This window comes from Granulicella mallensis, assembly GCF_014203225.1.
In the GTDB taxonomy this organism is placed as follows: Bacteria; Acidobacteriota; Terriglobia; order Terriglobales; family Acidobacteriaceae; genus Granulicella; species Granulicella mallensis_A.
In genome coordinates, this window is the sequence record NZ_JACHIO010000002.1 from 257,382 (window position 1) to 271,168 (window position 13,787).

9 protein-coding genes are annotated in these 13,787 nt (G+C 58.1%); 8 read left to right on the top strand and 1 reads right to left on the bottom strand.

What is annotated here, in order from left to right; all coding sequences use genetic code 11:
- Window positions 1-293: 293 nt before the first annotated feature.
- The 8 genes from HDF15_RS02870 to HDF15_RS02905 all read left to right on the top strand — a co-directional run bounded on the left by HDF15_RS02870 (window position 294) and on the right by HDF15_RS02905 (window position 10,218).
- Window positions 294-920 carry a redoxin family protein gene (locus tag HDF15_RS02870; protein WP_184252749.1) on the top strand — a complete coding sequence of 209 codons (627 nt, stop codon included), beginning with the start codon at window positions 294-296 and terminating at the stop codon, window positions 918-920.
- A 253-nt stretch (window positions 921-1,173) separates the two neighbouring features.
- Window positions 1,174-2,436 carry an efflux RND transporter periplasmic adaptor subunit gene (locus HDF15_RS02875; RefSeq protein ID WP_184252750.1) on the top strand — a complete coding sequence of 421 codons (1,263 nt, stop codon included), beginning with the start codon at window positions 1,174-1,176 and terminating at the stop codon, window positions 2,434-2,436.
- A gap of 21 nt (window positions 2,437-2,457) precedes the next feature.
- Entirely contained in the window at window positions 2,458-3,210 is a 753-nt protein-coding gene (locus HDF15_RS02880; protein ID WP_184252751.1) for an ABC transporter ATP-binding protein, read from the top strand.
- Between the two features lie 142 nt (window positions 3,211-3,352).
- Window positions 3,353-5,266 (top strand): TolC family protein, encoded by a 1,914-nt coding sequence (locus HDF15_RS02885; protein ID WP_184252752.1) that lies wholly within the window; start codon window positions 3,353-3,355, stop codon window positions 5,264-5,266.
- A gap of 8 nt (window positions 5,267-5,274) precedes the next feature.
- Complete coding sequence (locus HDF15_RS02890) at window positions 5,275-6,705, top strand: sigma-54 dependent transcriptional regulator (protein ID WP_184252753.1); 1,431 nt, start codon at window positions 5,275-5,277, stop codon at window positions 6,703-6,705.
- Complete coding sequence (locus tag HDF15_RS02895) at window positions 6,695-8,122, top strand: PAS domain-containing sensor histidine kinase (RefSeq protein WP_184252754.1); 1,428 nt, start codon at window positions 6,695-6,697, stop codon at window positions 8,120-8,122. The genes HDF15_RS02890 and HDF15_RS02895 overlap by 11 nt, the downstream gene beginning before the upstream one ends.
- Before the next feature lie 328 nt (window positions 8,123-8,450).
- Window positions 8,451-9,065: a nitroreductase family protein gene (locus tag HDF15_RS02900; RefSeq protein WP_184252755.1), complete on the top strand. Its 615-nt coding sequence runs from the start codon at window positions 8,451-8,453 to the stop codon at window positions 9,063-9,065.
- Between the two features lie 97 nt (window positions 9,066-9,162).
- Entirely contained in the window at window positions 9,163-10,218 is a 1,056-nt protein-coding gene (locus tag HDF15_RS02905) for an adenosine deaminase (RefSeq protein WP_184252756.1), read from the top strand.
- 124 nt (window positions 10,219-10,342) lie between these two features.
- On the opposite strand, the gene HDF15_RS02910 is transcribed toward HDF15_RS02905, so the two are convergent.
- The gene (locus tag HDF15_RS02910) at window positions 10,343-13,771 is read right to left on the bottom strand and encodes an FG-GAP-like repeat-containing protein (protein WP_184252757.1); all 3,429 of its coding nucleotides are present in this window, start codon (window positions 13,769-13,771) and stop codon (window positions 10,343-10,345) included.
- Window positions 13,772-13,787: the final 16 nt, after the last annotated feature.

A 13,787-nucleotide genomic window follows, 5' to 3' on the forward strand; every position in this document is an offset into this window, starting at 1 on the left:
ACCGGCCGGAAGTCGATGCAAGCTTTTTTTAAAATTCTTTTAATTTTTTCTGTAGCGTGAATTCTTGACACTTTACAGCGACACCGACATACTTGGGCCAGTTCATCAGCATGTTGGCCATGGCACAGCTGATCCAGCTAACCCACCAGTAGGAAGGCATCAGCTAAAGCCTGCATCGATACGACAAAGAACGCGTGCTTTCCTGCCTGTTCGTGCAGGGCAATCCGTCATGGGAGCTATGCGCTGATGAACGGCTGACTCAACCAATCGATGATCATCAAAGGAGAGCAGTAATGATCGCATCACTGGTTCTTGGAATTTCTCTTCTACAAGCGACCGCCATGCCAGCAGCCAACCAGAATCCCACCTCTGGTATCTGGGAAAGCTCAACGTCTCTTAGCCCGGGAGATACGTTCCCACACTTCAAGCTGACGCGCGCGCCAGGCACGACGGTCCATCCCATGAACGATGTCGATCTCAAGGGACATCGGACAGTGTTTGCGATCATTGCTCCCTTCTGCCCGCACTGCAGAAAAGAAGCGACTGTCCTCACTGGTCTGAAGGCGCAATACGCCGGGAAGCTACAGTTCATATTTGCATCTGTGGGGAACGCCAAAGACACAAAGAGCTTTGTGCACGACATGGGATTGACCGATTGCACTTATCTGGGCGGGCTCCCTATCGCTGTCGGCGCAAATGTGCATCATCTGCCCCTGCTCCTGTTCATTGGAGACGATGGCAAGGTGGCCTATGTGCAGCATCACGAGGTAACACCCGAACTGGAGCAGGCCATTCTCGATGCCTTCGCGGAAGGAAAGCCTATGCCGGATGAGGGCAAGCCGATTCCGACAGGCCCTGCGCCATGTGCAGCAGATGGTAGCTCCACGTGTGATGTCCCGGCCAAGCCAACCGGGCGCTGACTCCGAAATGCTCCTCTAACTGAGGAGTGTTCCTGAGCACCTGCTTCCGGGAGCTCTCTCTCTAGAAGGTGCCAAGCTTCCTCCTATCAAGCCATCAACCATAGCAATGATCGAAGTTAGCAACTAGTGTCCGATTCCGGACAGCTTTCCTCGCTTTCGGACAATGTGGCGTTTAGCCTAATGCCTAAGTCATTCATTTTATTGCGCGTTGCTCTATGCAAATTTGGCCGTCGGTTTGCACTACTGAACTTCAATGGATATCTCTCGACCGGACATACAAAAGCGTAAGCGACGCTCGCAACTGATCGTTGCAGCCGTTGTACTGGCCGTGATTGCCGCAATCGCCTGGTTCATCCTTCGGCTGAAGCCAGCGATTCCAACCGTCGACAGCGCTGTCTGGACCGACACGGTGAAGCGCGGTCCGCTGCTTCGTCAGGTGCGAGGGCAGGGATCTCTGGTGCCGCGTGAAGACCGCATTCGCCTCATCCCAGCGGAGACGGAGGCGACCGTCGTGAGGATTCGTGTGCTGCCCGGAGCGCTCGTAGATCCGGACACCGTGCTTATGGAACTTGTCGATCCCGAACTACAGCAGCAGCTAATGGATGCTCGCCTGCAGCTCCAGGCCGCCCAGGCCGATTACAAAAACACGCAGGCGAAGCTGCAGAGTGATCTAATGACCCAGCGCGCTGGCGCCGCGACGGTCGGTGCAGATCAGAAGCAGGCGCAGTTGCAGGCCCAGACGGACAAAAATCTCTACGACCTCGGCGTAATCAGCGGCCTCACCTACAGCGCCTCCAGGGGGAAGGCAGACGAACTAAGCCAGCGCAACGACATCGAGCAGCAGCGACTCGATCTCAACCAGAAGGCGATCGGCACCGAACTCTCCGTACAGCAGACAAAAGTGCGGCAGGCCGAAGCGATTCTCGCGCTGCGGCAGAAGCAGCAGGAAGCCCTCAGTGTGCGTGCAGGAATCTCTGGCGTGCTCGTCGATCTTCCACATCAGGTAGGTGAGCATGTCGCAGTCGGCACTACGCTTGCCAAAGTGGTTCAGCCAGATCAGCTAAAGGCCGCGCTCAAGATCTCCGAAACCCAGGCGCGAGATATTCAAATCGGTCAGCCAGCGGAGATCGACACCCATAACGGCGTCATCTCAGGCAAGATTATACGGATTGACCCCGCAGTACAGAACGGCACGGTCACAGTCGATGTCGAATTGGTCAGTGCCCTGCCCCAGGGTGCTCGCCCCGACCTCTCCGTCGACGGCACCATCGACCTCGATCGCATGACGGATGTGCTTTACGTCGGTCGTCCGGCGTTCGGCAGCGAAAATACCACGATCAATCTCTTCCGGGTCGCGCCTGACGGCAAGACCGCGACCCGTGTTCCGGTCAAGGTTGGTCGGGCTTCGATCAACAGCGTGCAGATCATCGAGGGCCTTAATGCCGGTGACACGGTCATCCTCTCCGACATGTCTCGATGGGACTCAGCTGACCGCGTACAACTTCAGAATCACTAGCAAGAAAGGAAAGGCATGACTATGTCCGAGCCAACTCAGATCGATCTCATTCATATCGAGCAGCTCACCAAGATCTTCTATACGGATGAGCTTGAAACACATGCTCTCTCCGGCATCCATCTTTCGATTGCGCGCGGAGAATACGTGGCCATGTCCGGCCCGTCCGGCTGCGGCAAGTCAACACTGCTCTCCATCCTCGGGCTGCTCGATACGCCAACCTCCGGGAAGTACATTCTCAACGGCAGAGAGTTCGCCAACCTCGACTTCGCTGAACGGTCGCGCATTCGCAATCAGGAGATCGGCTTCATCTTTCAGAGCTTCAATCTCATCGGGGAACTTACCGTATTTGAGAATGTGGAACTGCCCCTGACGTATCGTGCAGGCATGCCTGCAGCCGAGCGCAAGGAGCGCGTAATGCATGCGCTGCAACGCGTCGACATGGCCCACCGCACTCGCCACTACCCGGCCCAACTCTCCGGCGGTCAGCAGCAGCGCGTCGCCGTAGCCCGTGCGCTCGCAGGCTCACCCTCCATACTGCTGGCGGACGAGCCCACGGGAAACCTCGACTCGAAGAACGGCGAGGCCGTCATGCGCCTGATGCAGGACCTGCACGCCGAAGGCTCAACCATTTGCATGGTCACCCACGATCCTCGCTTTGCTGCCCATGCTGATCGGCAGATCCACCTCTTTGATGGCAAGATCGTCGCGGAAGGCGAACTCCTTCAACTGCTCGCCGACCCCACGCATAATCCATCCACCAGCACCGTAGCTTGACCGGAGCTACCGCAGTTACGAATAATCGCCGATCTCTGCTACGCGCTTGCAGTCCTGCGCCGTTCGCCTTTCATCGCCCTGAGGAAAAACCAGCCTGCAACACATTCAACCACGACCTGTTACTGGAAGCGGTGCTTAAGCCATGACTCTGAGTTCTTACCACACCTTCGCGATCGCCGCTCTACTAGTACTTGCGGGGAGCAGTATTCACGCCCAGATCACCCTCTCCTCAACTGTTCCAGAGACCCCGCAGCCTACGCTGCGTCTCGACATTCCACACTCCTGGAATCCGCTCTCTGCCTATCGGGCCACCCCGGTGGCCGCACCCAATCTCGCAAACTCTGCGCTCATCGACGAGCTCATCTCTGACGGCGTTCTACATCTCTCGCTGAAGAACGCCATTGAACTCGCTCTCGAAAACAATCTCGATCTCGCCATCGCCCGCTACAACATCCCTATCGCGCAGGCCGACATCCTCCGCACGGAAGCGGGCGGCGTCTTCCGGGGAGTTAATACCGGTGTAGTCCAGAACACCCCTGGCACGGGAACCGTGGGCGCAGGCGGCGCTGGAGCGGGCGGCACCACAGGTGGCGCAGGCGGCGCCGGTGGCGGCGCGGGCGGTCTTGTTCAGTCCACTCTCGGCAGTGGATCATCGGTCTCGTCCTATGATCCGACCATCAGCATCACGGGCACGGATGAGCATTACACCGAACCCCTAGCCAACACCATCTCCTACGGTGTGCCTACCTTACGCAGCAACAGCATCTACGGCCAGTTCAACTTCACCCAGTCCCTTCCGACAGGCACAACCCTGACGGTGCTGCTCAACAACGATCGCATCGCCACCAACAGCGCGAATAACATCCTCACGCCTGAGCTCGACAGCTACTACCGCGTCGAATTCCAGCAGCAATTACTCTCCGGCTTCGGCCTCAGCCCCAACCTGCGCTATCTCCGCATCGCCCGCAACAACCAGAAGATCTCCGACCAGTCCTTCCAGCTCCAGATCATCAGTACAGTTACCCAAATCGAAAATATCTACTGGGATCTGGTGAACGCCTACGAGGACGAGAAGGTGAAGCAGGCCTCTCTCGACTTCGCGAATCAAACTTTCGACAGCGATCGAAAACAGCTGGAACTGCAGGCTATCCCTGCTCTCGACGTACTCAAGGCCGAAGGTGAGGTCGCTGCCCGCGAGCAGGACCTTACCATCGCCAAATCGACGCTCCAGTTCCAGGAGCTTCTCATCAAGAACGCGTTGACCAAAAACCTCGACGACCCGGTCCTCGAAGCGATGCCGGTCCAGCCTACCGACCTGAGCACCGTCGCTACCGACTCGGCCTTCGTCACCACCGCCCCCACCGAAGACGTCATTCAACAGGCGCTGAAAAATCGCATCGAACTTTCGGAATCCTCCATTGATCTCAAAAACCGTGACATCTCGCTCGCTGCGGTCCGTAACTCGCTTCTTCCCACGCTCGAACTCACAGCCTGGTACGGCGGCACCGGCCTTGGCGGCCTCGATAATGTAACCTCGGGCATCCCCTCTACGGCGCCCACCAGCAACTCCGGCCAGATCGCCAACGCCTTCAAGAATGATGCGCCCGACTACTATGTCGGCCTCTCACTGAATATACCTCTGCGCAATCGCATCGCTAAATCCGACGAGTATCGTGCGGGCCTCGAACTGCGACAGGCACAGCTTCGCTCCCAGCAGCTGCAAAAACAGATTCGTATCGAAGTCCGCAACGCTCAATATGCCCTCGAACAAAGCGCGGCCAGGGTGACCTCCGCTACAAAGGCACGAGAACTCGCTCAAAAGACCTTCGACATCACCACCAAGGAACAGTCCCTCGGTGCAGGCTCAGCGCTGCAGACTCTTGCTTCACGCCATGACCTCGCTACCGCCGAGTCCATGCTCGTCGCAGCCCGTACCGCGTACCAGAAGGCCAGCGTAGAGCTCGACCGCGCCACAGGCAGAACACTCGTGGACAACGCAATTTCGGTAGAATCGGCTCGTACAGGTGTCGTATCATCGGCACCACAGAAGTATTAGCTCACCCTATGTCTACACAGCTATCCATTCCACACGAGCCACCGGCCCCAAGCTTGTTGAAAGAACAGAAGCCTTCGTCATCAGAGAAACAGCCACGGATACTCATTGGCGACGACCAGGCCCATGTTCTCGAGGCACTGGATCTACTGTTGCGGCCCGCAGATTATCAGCTCACCATGGTTCGCTCCTCCGCGCTCCTGCTGGAATGCTTCGCCTCTGGTGAGTTCGACGCTATCCTGCTTGACCTGAACTACACTCGCGACACCACGTCCGGAACCGAGGGTCTGGGACTGATAGCCGCCATTCGCAGCCATGACACTCACATCCCTGTCATTGTCATGACCGCATATGCCAACATCGAGCTTGCCGTCGAGGCCATGCGCCGCGGCGCAAACGACTTCATACAGAAACCCTGGGATAACTCCCGCCTGATTACGATTCTGCGCAACCAGGTCGAACTATACCGTGCGGTCAGGCGCACCCAATGGCTCGAGGCGGAGAACCGTATTCTGCGTGCGGAAGGCGCTCCGGACTTTATCGCCAACGCGCCCGCCATGTTGCCCGTTCTCGAACTGGTCAGCCGTATCGGACCGTCAGGTGCAAATGTCCTTATAACGGGTGAGCACGGTACAGGCAAGGAAGTGGTCGCACAGACCCTGCATCGACTCTCCCAACGCGCACAGCGCACATTGGTTGCGGTCAACACAGGCGCACTCTCTGAAGGCACCTTCGAGAGTGAAATCTTCGGCCACATCAAGGGCGCATTCACCGACGCACGCAACGATAGGATCGGACGATTTGAGCTCGCGCATCAGTCCACTCTCTTCCTCGACGAGATCGCCAATATCCCGCCCAGGCAGCAGGCCAAGCTGCTCCGAGTGCTTGAGACCGGAGAACTTGAGCGCGTCGGCTCTTCCACTACGCGCAAGGTCGACGTGCGCATATTGTCCGCGACCAACGCCGACCTACACACAGAAGCCGCAGCCGGGCGCTTCCGCCCTGACCTTCTGTTTCGGCTGAACACGGTCGAGATTCGCCTTCCCGCGCTGCGGGAGCGCCGCGAAGATATTCCCGCACTGGCCGCCCACTTTCTCGCGATATATGCAACGAGATATCGGAAACAGCTCACAGGTTTTGATTCTGCCGCCCTCACGCTGATGCTCTCGCATGAGTGGCCCGGTAACGTCCGCGAGCTGGACCACACCATGGAGCGTGCAACACTTATGGCGCGTTCCACTCGCATCGAAGTTGCAGACCTGGGCCTCCAGCCCGCGCGTATATCCTCTCAGAACCTTGACGATCTCAGCCTTGAAGCCGTGGAGTCCGTGCTGATCCAGAAGGCCCTATCTCGCGCGCAAGGCAATGTGACCCATGCCGCCGAAGCCCTCGGTCTGAGCCGCGGGGCTCTCTATCGCCGTATGGAAAAGTATGGACTCTAGCCGGCATAAGTCCGCAACTGTGGCATCGGTTGAGCGAAGGCCTCACCGGAGAACACGTCGCCGCCACTACGAATACAAGATTCGCATCTGGCTGACTGCCTTTTCTCTTCCCACCATCGTAGGCGTTGCGGTCATCGTCTACGAACGGAGTTCTTCACTCCCGATCGCCATTGCTGCCGCATCCACAGCCGCCATCCTGTGGGCTATCGCCTCTGCATATTTCTTCGAGCAACTCGTTCGTCCTCTGCAGACGCTCACGAACGTCGTCGGTGCGCTTCGTGAGGACGACTTCTCCTTCCGTGCACGTGGTGCGCAGCGTGGAGATGCTCTCGGCGACCTCGCATTAGAGATCAACGCCCTCGCCCGCACAATGCAGCGGCAACGGTCTTCAGCCCGCGATGCTCTGACACTGGTCGAGCGCGTGATGACATCCATGCAATCCCCCGTGTTGGCCTTCGACGCCTCCACACACCTGCGCCTGCTCAACCCAGCTGCCGAACTGGCCCTTGACCTCCAGCGCGAGATCAGCCTCGATCAAACCGCAGAAGCATTGAGTATCGACAGTCTGCTTGCCGTTGCGGATGAGGACCTATACGCAAAGGATCCGCGCTCTATTCAATCCGGCGCTGGTGATACCCGCTGGTCTGTGCGACGCACCACCTTCCGTCTGCATGGCGTCCCTCATACCCTGTTCGTGCTCTCTGATGTTGCGGCAGCTCTTCGTGAAGAAGAGCGTCTGGCATGGCAACGCCTGATCCGCGTGCTCAGCCATGAGATCAATAACTCCCTCACGCCGATCATATCCATTGCAGGCAGCCTGCGCACACGCCTTCCAGGTTCCGTTGGCATGGATAGCGGCGCGAATCAGGATATGCGTCGTGGACTTTCCGTTATCGAGGAGCGCGCTGCTTCACTCAATCGCTTTCTACAGGCCTATCAGCGGCTCATGCGGTTGCCGAATCCTCGCCTGGAAAGCGTCTCGCTCGGTCCCCTGCTGGAGCAGATCGTCCTTTTGGAAACACGCCTCCGTGTTGCCATCTCTCCTGGCCCACCTATATCCATTTACGCGGACCAAGATCAGCTGCAGCATATGTTTATCAATCTCATTCGGAATGCCGCAGACGCCGCTCTCGATCCAGCAAGGACCCAGGATGCGAGAGTGTGGGCCACCTGGGAACTGATCTCCAGCTCCGCAATCATAAAGATCGTCGACAGCGGTCTTGGACTGATGAACCCCGAAAACCTGTTCGTCCCCTTCTACACAACGAAGCCAAAGGGTACCGGTATCGGTCTTGTGCTCGCCCAGCAGATCGCGATCGCGCATAAGGGGTCGGTTAGCCTTTACAACAATCCCGATGCGATTGGATGCATCGCTGAAGTGCGACTGCCGCTCTCATCTACACCTGTATCCGATTGAACTCGAGGCAGGTTGGAACGACGCGGCTCGGGCCACTTCGACTGGCCAGGTCGGTTCCAAAACCTTTTCAACTGAAAAGGCTGAAAAGATAGAAGTGCATCAATCTCGGCCCCGTCCAGTCCTTGAACTTCTATAGAACCATGGCGTATCGAGGAAGTTTTGAGGCCGTCGTGCCAGATAGGCGTGGCGCGAACTTGCCTTCTTCCTTCTGCGCTTCCTCATTTAGATACGTGGCACTTGCGAGTAGAGTGCCGAATATCGGGATGCGAACATCTCGCTTGAAGCTTGCCCTTTATCTCGGGCAAATAAAATAAGTAAAGGAGAACCCATGCCCGACCTCGAACAGATCAAACACGCCCCTGCCTCCGCCGGCATCCTCGATCCCATCGCCAGCCGCTGGTCCCCACGGGCCTTCAGCGATCAGCCAGTCTCTACAGAAGACCTGCACAAGATCTTCACCGCGGCCTCCTGGGCTGCATCCTCCGCCAACGAGCAGCCCTGGCGCTTTCTCTTCGGGCGCAATGGCGACGCGACCTTCGCTAAGATCCTCGACTCCATGGTCGAGGCCAACCAGGCCTGGGCCAGGCACGCGCCCGTTCTCCTGCTCTCGGTCGGCAAGTCTACCTTCTCGCCAGGCCCTTTCAGCGGCCAGAATAACCGTTACGCACTGCACGATACCGGCGCGGCCTCCGCGTATCTGACGCTCCAGGCCACCGCGCTCGGCCTGCACGCACACGGCCTTGGCGGCTTCAGCCAGGAGAAGGCCCGCGCTCACTTCAACATTCCCGCAGACTTCGAGATTGGCGCCTGCTGGGCCATTGGCTATCTCGGCGACCCCGACACCCTGCCAGAGGGACTCAAGCAACGCGAACTCGCACCGCGCACCCGTAAATCGATCGCCGATTTCGTCTTTGCCGAATGGGAAGTACCGGCAACGCTCTAAGCCAATAGCCACAAGCTGGAACAAGAGATTCTCCTCTTGCTCCAGCCCTTCGCTGCGGGCCAAGCCTCTGGCACATCACGAGCTTGTATATTCCGGAATGAAATTGAGGGAGGCAGGAATTAACATCGAACAGTTCATCCGAACGTTGCCGAAAGCAGAACTCCACATGCACCTTGAAGGTTCTCTCGAACCGGCGATGCTGTTCTCTTTGGCTGAACGTAACAACATCTCGCTGCGTTGGCCTTCTGTAGAGACACTCCGCGCTGCCTACGAATTCGCCAACCTGGAAGACTTTCTAGCGCTCTACTTTGAGGGTTGCCGGGTTCTGGTGACGGAGCAGGATTTCTATGATGTGACTGCCGCTTACCTGGCGAAAGCAAGTGAGCAGGGCGTCTGGCGCGCAGAGATTTTTCTCGGCCCGCAGAGCTTCACTGCGCGAGGCGTGTCGATCGAGGCCATCATGCGCGGTGTGCTTGGCGCTATCGATGACGCGCACTCCGCTACCGACATCAGCGCCGGGTATATCGTCAGCGTTCATCGTCACAGACCCGTCGAAGATGCGATGGAAGTACTCGACGCTATCGCGCCGTGGGCCGAACAAGTCGCCGGCATCGGCATGGGCGGCCCGGAAGTGGGTTATCCTCCGGGGAGATTCAGGCCGTTCTACCTTAAGGCCAAAGCATTGGGTTACAAAACCACAGTTCATGCAGGCGAAGAAGGGCCGCCCGCATACATCCGCGAGGCTCTGGACATGCTGCCCATCGACAGGATCGATCATGGTGTCACCGCACATCGCGATGAAGAGCTGATGGAGCGACTCGCCACGGAGCTGATCCCTCTCACGGTTTGTCCGCTCTCCAACCTCCGCCTGAAGGGTGTTCCATCGCTAGAGGTACATCCGCTCAAGAAAATGCTGGATCGTGGACTGCGAGTGAGCGTTCACTCCGATGATCCGCCGTACTTCGGCGGCTACGTCAATGAGAACCTGCTCGCGTGCTGGAAGGCTCTGGGCCTATCCGTAGAGGACATCGCTGCTCTTGCGCGCAACAGCTTCCTCGGCTCCTTTGCGACCTCAGAGGAGATCCAGGAAGGAGTGGACGCAGTGAACAATCATCTCGTCAGCTTTAGGAAAGACCTCGTTGGACAGGGGTAGGAACTGGATCTACGATAACGCGCAGATATTCAGTACCGCTACTGGGTTAGGAAGAACAGGAGCGGCCTGCTTCTGAGGCCGCTCCCATTGTTGTGGAGGCATTTGGGTTCCAATGTCAGCGGCCCTAATTGACCGTGACGCCGACTGTTGTAGTTTGCGGCGATGCGGTACTTCCGCTAGCCGGCGTAGCCGTAACTGTAACCGTGAAGTTCATCGGGACAGTCGTCGGTGGAGCTGTCGAGCCTGAGCCTCCACCCCCGTTGCAGCCGGTGAGCAGCGTGCCGAGTGAAAGCACGACACCGAGGCCGAGCACAGCCAATATCCGCACGCGCCTGCGGCGCCCAAAGAAGATACAGCAGAGCACGGCGAGGCTGGCCGTAGCGCCCGTCGTTCCCCAGGATGTCGCTGAATGATTCACGTCTGCGCTGGCGGTTGTGGTGCCGATCACCAGCGTGGCTGTCGACGATTGTCCCGCTGCCAGCGTAACGCTGCCCGGATTCACCGTGCAGGACGCGTTCGCGGGAGCCCCTGAACAAGTCAGGTTGACCGCGCCAGCGAAGCTGGCATTTGCCGCGAGGTTGAGCGTTACGACACCGTTGGCTCCGCTGCCAAGCGAGAGCGTTGCGGACGTATTTGTGAGCGAGAACGCCGGAGTGAGCACAGTGATCGTGACAGCCGTCGTCGAGGAGATTGCAGGGTTGAAGTTGGCATCGCCGGCATAGATCGCCTTGAGGCTGTGCGCCCCAACAGCAAACGAAGCCGTTGTGAAGACTGCCGTTCCGTTTGTCACGTCAGCTTTGCCGAGCTTCGTGCTGCCGTCATAGAACGAGACCGATCCGGTCGGCACAGGGCGATTGCTCATGCCCGCCGCGACCGTAGCGGTGAGGGTTTCGGTCGACCCGAAAGCTGCCGAGGAAGCCGACACAGCCAGCCCCAAGGTAGAGGCACCCTGGCCGACGAAGAGTGCAGGACCATAACCCGACTCCGTCATCACATCCAGTGCGTTGTCGTTATAAAAGTTGCCGACCTGCGGAAGCGTACCGTCGAGACTCTCGAGTTGATTGACAGGTCCGGAGAACTGGCCGTTACCCAGTCCAAGGAGAGTCACCATGCCGTAATAATCCTTCGGCTGGCCGTTGGTGGAGTAGAGCGTGGCGACGATGTCAGGATTGCCGTCAGTGTTCATGTCCGCCAGCTGCAGGCCCCAAAAGAAGTTTCCGGTTGCGATGAGCGAAGGCGTGTTGAAAGTGCCATCGCCGTTGCCGGTAAGGGTGAGAATACCGCCAGTGGCTATGGTGCTTCCCTCCACCTCTTCCGCGCTGAGCACCAGGTCGGCCTTGCCGTCGCCATTGATGTCTCCGGCGGCAACATTGCTGACGAGGTAGTTTGTCAGAATGGTGCTTGGGGAGCCGAAGGTGCCGTCTCCATTGCCCGAAGCGAGCAGGATGCTAAAACCCGAACCAGTAGCAAACGGCGCGTCATCGAGAACAAGATCGAGCTGGCCGTCTCCGTTGATATCGGCAAGCGTCGCGCTATACAGTTCCGTGCCGGCTTGCGTAAACGCCGGAGTAGCGAACGTACCATCGCCCTTGCCCAGCAGGACATAGAATCCGGACGGAGCGCCATTCGCAGAGCCGCAAGCCACGTCACCGCCGTAGGGGATGACCAGATCGGTCTTGCCATCGCCGTTCACGTCACCAGCCGCAGCGTAGTACACCGGGCAGGCAAGCGTAGAGGGAAGGTTGACAGACACCGGTGCAGCAAAAGTTCCGTCGCCCTTGGATAGCGCAACCGTCACGTCACCCGCGGCACCTGTGAACACAAGATCCTCATTGCCGTCGCCGTTCAGGTCAGCGTGGATGGGTTGAATGTACTGCAGATCCGCAGGCACTCCGCCAGCGAGAGACTGTACGAAGGTAAAGTTGCCCTTGCCGTCATTGACGCCTGTCAGCATCTCCACCCCGGTAGGGATGGCATGGAGAAAGACCGCATCGCTGTAACCGCTGGCGGTGTACTTGCCCGTCGTCTCCAGATTCCAATCGATGCCCTCTGGATCGCTGGCGGTGGTGATGAGGGGAGCTCCGCCAAACTGGCCCTTGCCGTTGCCGAAGAACAGGGCTACCTGCTTATAGTCGCTGCCAAGTTGAGCAATGTCTGGAATGCCATCGCCATTGAAATCCGCGAGCACGATTCCCTGGTCCGTCGTGGGATCGACGACATATTGCGCGGCCGTTGTGGGTGCTGCAAAGGTCCCATCGCCATTGCCAAGATAGATGCCGAGTGTGCCTCCGCCGGCTATGAGATCCGGATTGCCGTCACCGTTCAGATCAGCGAAGGCCATCTGCGTTACACCGACAATCTGATAGAACCCGCTCGACACGGCAGTGTTGAACGATCCATTGCCTTGTCCCAGCCCAGCCATCAGAGTTCCGTTGATGTCACTCACGACGTCGAGTTTTTTGTCATTGTTCAGATCAACGAACTGTACCCCGGTGCTGTTGAAGGGTACGCCAAAGCCACTGCCCGCCGATACCGGTACAGAGATAGGAATCGTCGTGCCGAGCCCGCCAAACGTACCGTCGCCGTTGCCGAGAGCCGTCGTGACCACATACTGTCCAGTGGTTTGCGAAGTCTGCTCATCGATGGCGACTGCGATATCGAGCTTGCCGTCGCCGTTGATATCGCCCAACGCAATGCCATCGTCATACGGCAGTTGCACCGAAGCGGGGACCGAGAACATCTGTACCTGCGCTTTAGTTGGCAGGTCGAAGGTGCCATTGAGTTTGCTGCTGCCAGACATCACTTCTAGATAGATATTGGCGCTGGTTTGAGAGACGAACTGCGACACGGTAAAGATCAGGTCGGGTATGCCATCCCCGTTCACGTCCTGCACGAGAACGTCGTTCGGATAGCCATTCGTGGCGTCTAGCGTCGTTGCCACCGCCCCACTGAAGGTACCGTTGCCCGTGTTCAACCATGTGATCATCGCATTGTTGTTGTAGTCGAATGCGACGATGTCAATAGCACCATCATTGTTCATGTCTATGGCGTAGGCGTTGTTCACACTCGATGTCTGGTAATTCGGATTGTAGTAACTCACCGGTGCGGCCAGGCTACCGCCCCCATTACCGAGCAAGATGTTCAGGGTGCCATCCTGCTGCAGAACCGCAATGTCCGGTTTCCCGTCTTTGTTGAAGTCGGCAGTGAGTTCCACTGTTACGCCATTGTCAAAGACGCCGGTAGCGAGCGATGCGGTAGTACGCCCGTCGAATGTCGGCGCGTTCACGTAGCCGCCAAAGTTCGGCGAGGTAACGTAGTTGGTCGTATCCTGCGCCTGGAGCTGTCCGTTAGTTTTTGCGGCCTGCAGGGGATGCGCTTTGAGAAAGGGCACCATTACCTGTTGGGCTGGCGTCTGGAAGCGCTGCAGTGCCGCAGGCAGAGGTGGGGTCTGCGTGCGAACAGGGCGCGCCTGCTTCTGAGCCATGGCGAATCCCGAAAGTATCGAACAGAGCAGCGCGAGGGTCTTCGCACCTTGAAACAGTCTATGTGACATACACAGCCTCCTGAAT

What these genes read in the sequence shown, in the direction of transcription:
- HDF15_RS02885 (WP_184252752.1), top strand. Translation starts at nt 3,353, where the DNA reads ATGACTCTGAGTTCTTACCACACCTTCGCGATCGCCGCTCTACTAGTA.
- HDF15_RS02910 (WP_184252757.1), bottom strand. Translation starts at nt 13,771, where the DNA reads ATGTCACATAGACTGTTTCAAGGTGCGAAGACCCTCGCGCTGCTCTGT.
- HDF15_RS02895 (WP_184252754.1), top strand. Translation starts at nt 6,695, where the DNA reads ATGGACTCTAGCCGGCATAAGTCCGCAACTGTGGCATCGGTTGAGCGA.
- HDF15_RS02900 (WP_184252755.1), top strand. Translation starts at nt 8,451, where the DNA reads ATGCCCGACCTCGAACAGATCAAACACGCCCCTGCCTCCGCCGGCATC.
- HDF15_RS02905 (WP_184252756.1), top strand. Translation starts at nt 9,163, where the DNA reads ATGAAATTGAGGGAGGCAGGAATTAACATCGAACAGTTCATCCGAACG.
- HDF15_RS02870 (WP_184252749.1), top strand. Translation starts at nt 294, where the DNA reads ATGATCGCATCACTGGTTCTTGGAATTTCTCTTCTACAAGCGACCGCC.
- HDF15_RS02880 (WP_184252751.1), top strand. Translation starts at nt 2,458, where the DNA reads ATGTCCGAGCCAACTCAGATCGATCTCATTCATATCGAGCAGCTCACC.
- HDF15_RS02890 (WP_184252753.1), top strand. Translation starts at nt 5,275, where the DNA reads ATGTCTACACAGCTATCCATTCCACACGAGCCACCGGCCCCAAGCTTG.
- HDF15_RS02875 (WP_184252750.1), top strand. Translation starts at nt 1,174, where the DNA reads ATGGATATCTCTCGACCGGACATACAAAAGCGTAAGCGACGCTCGCAA.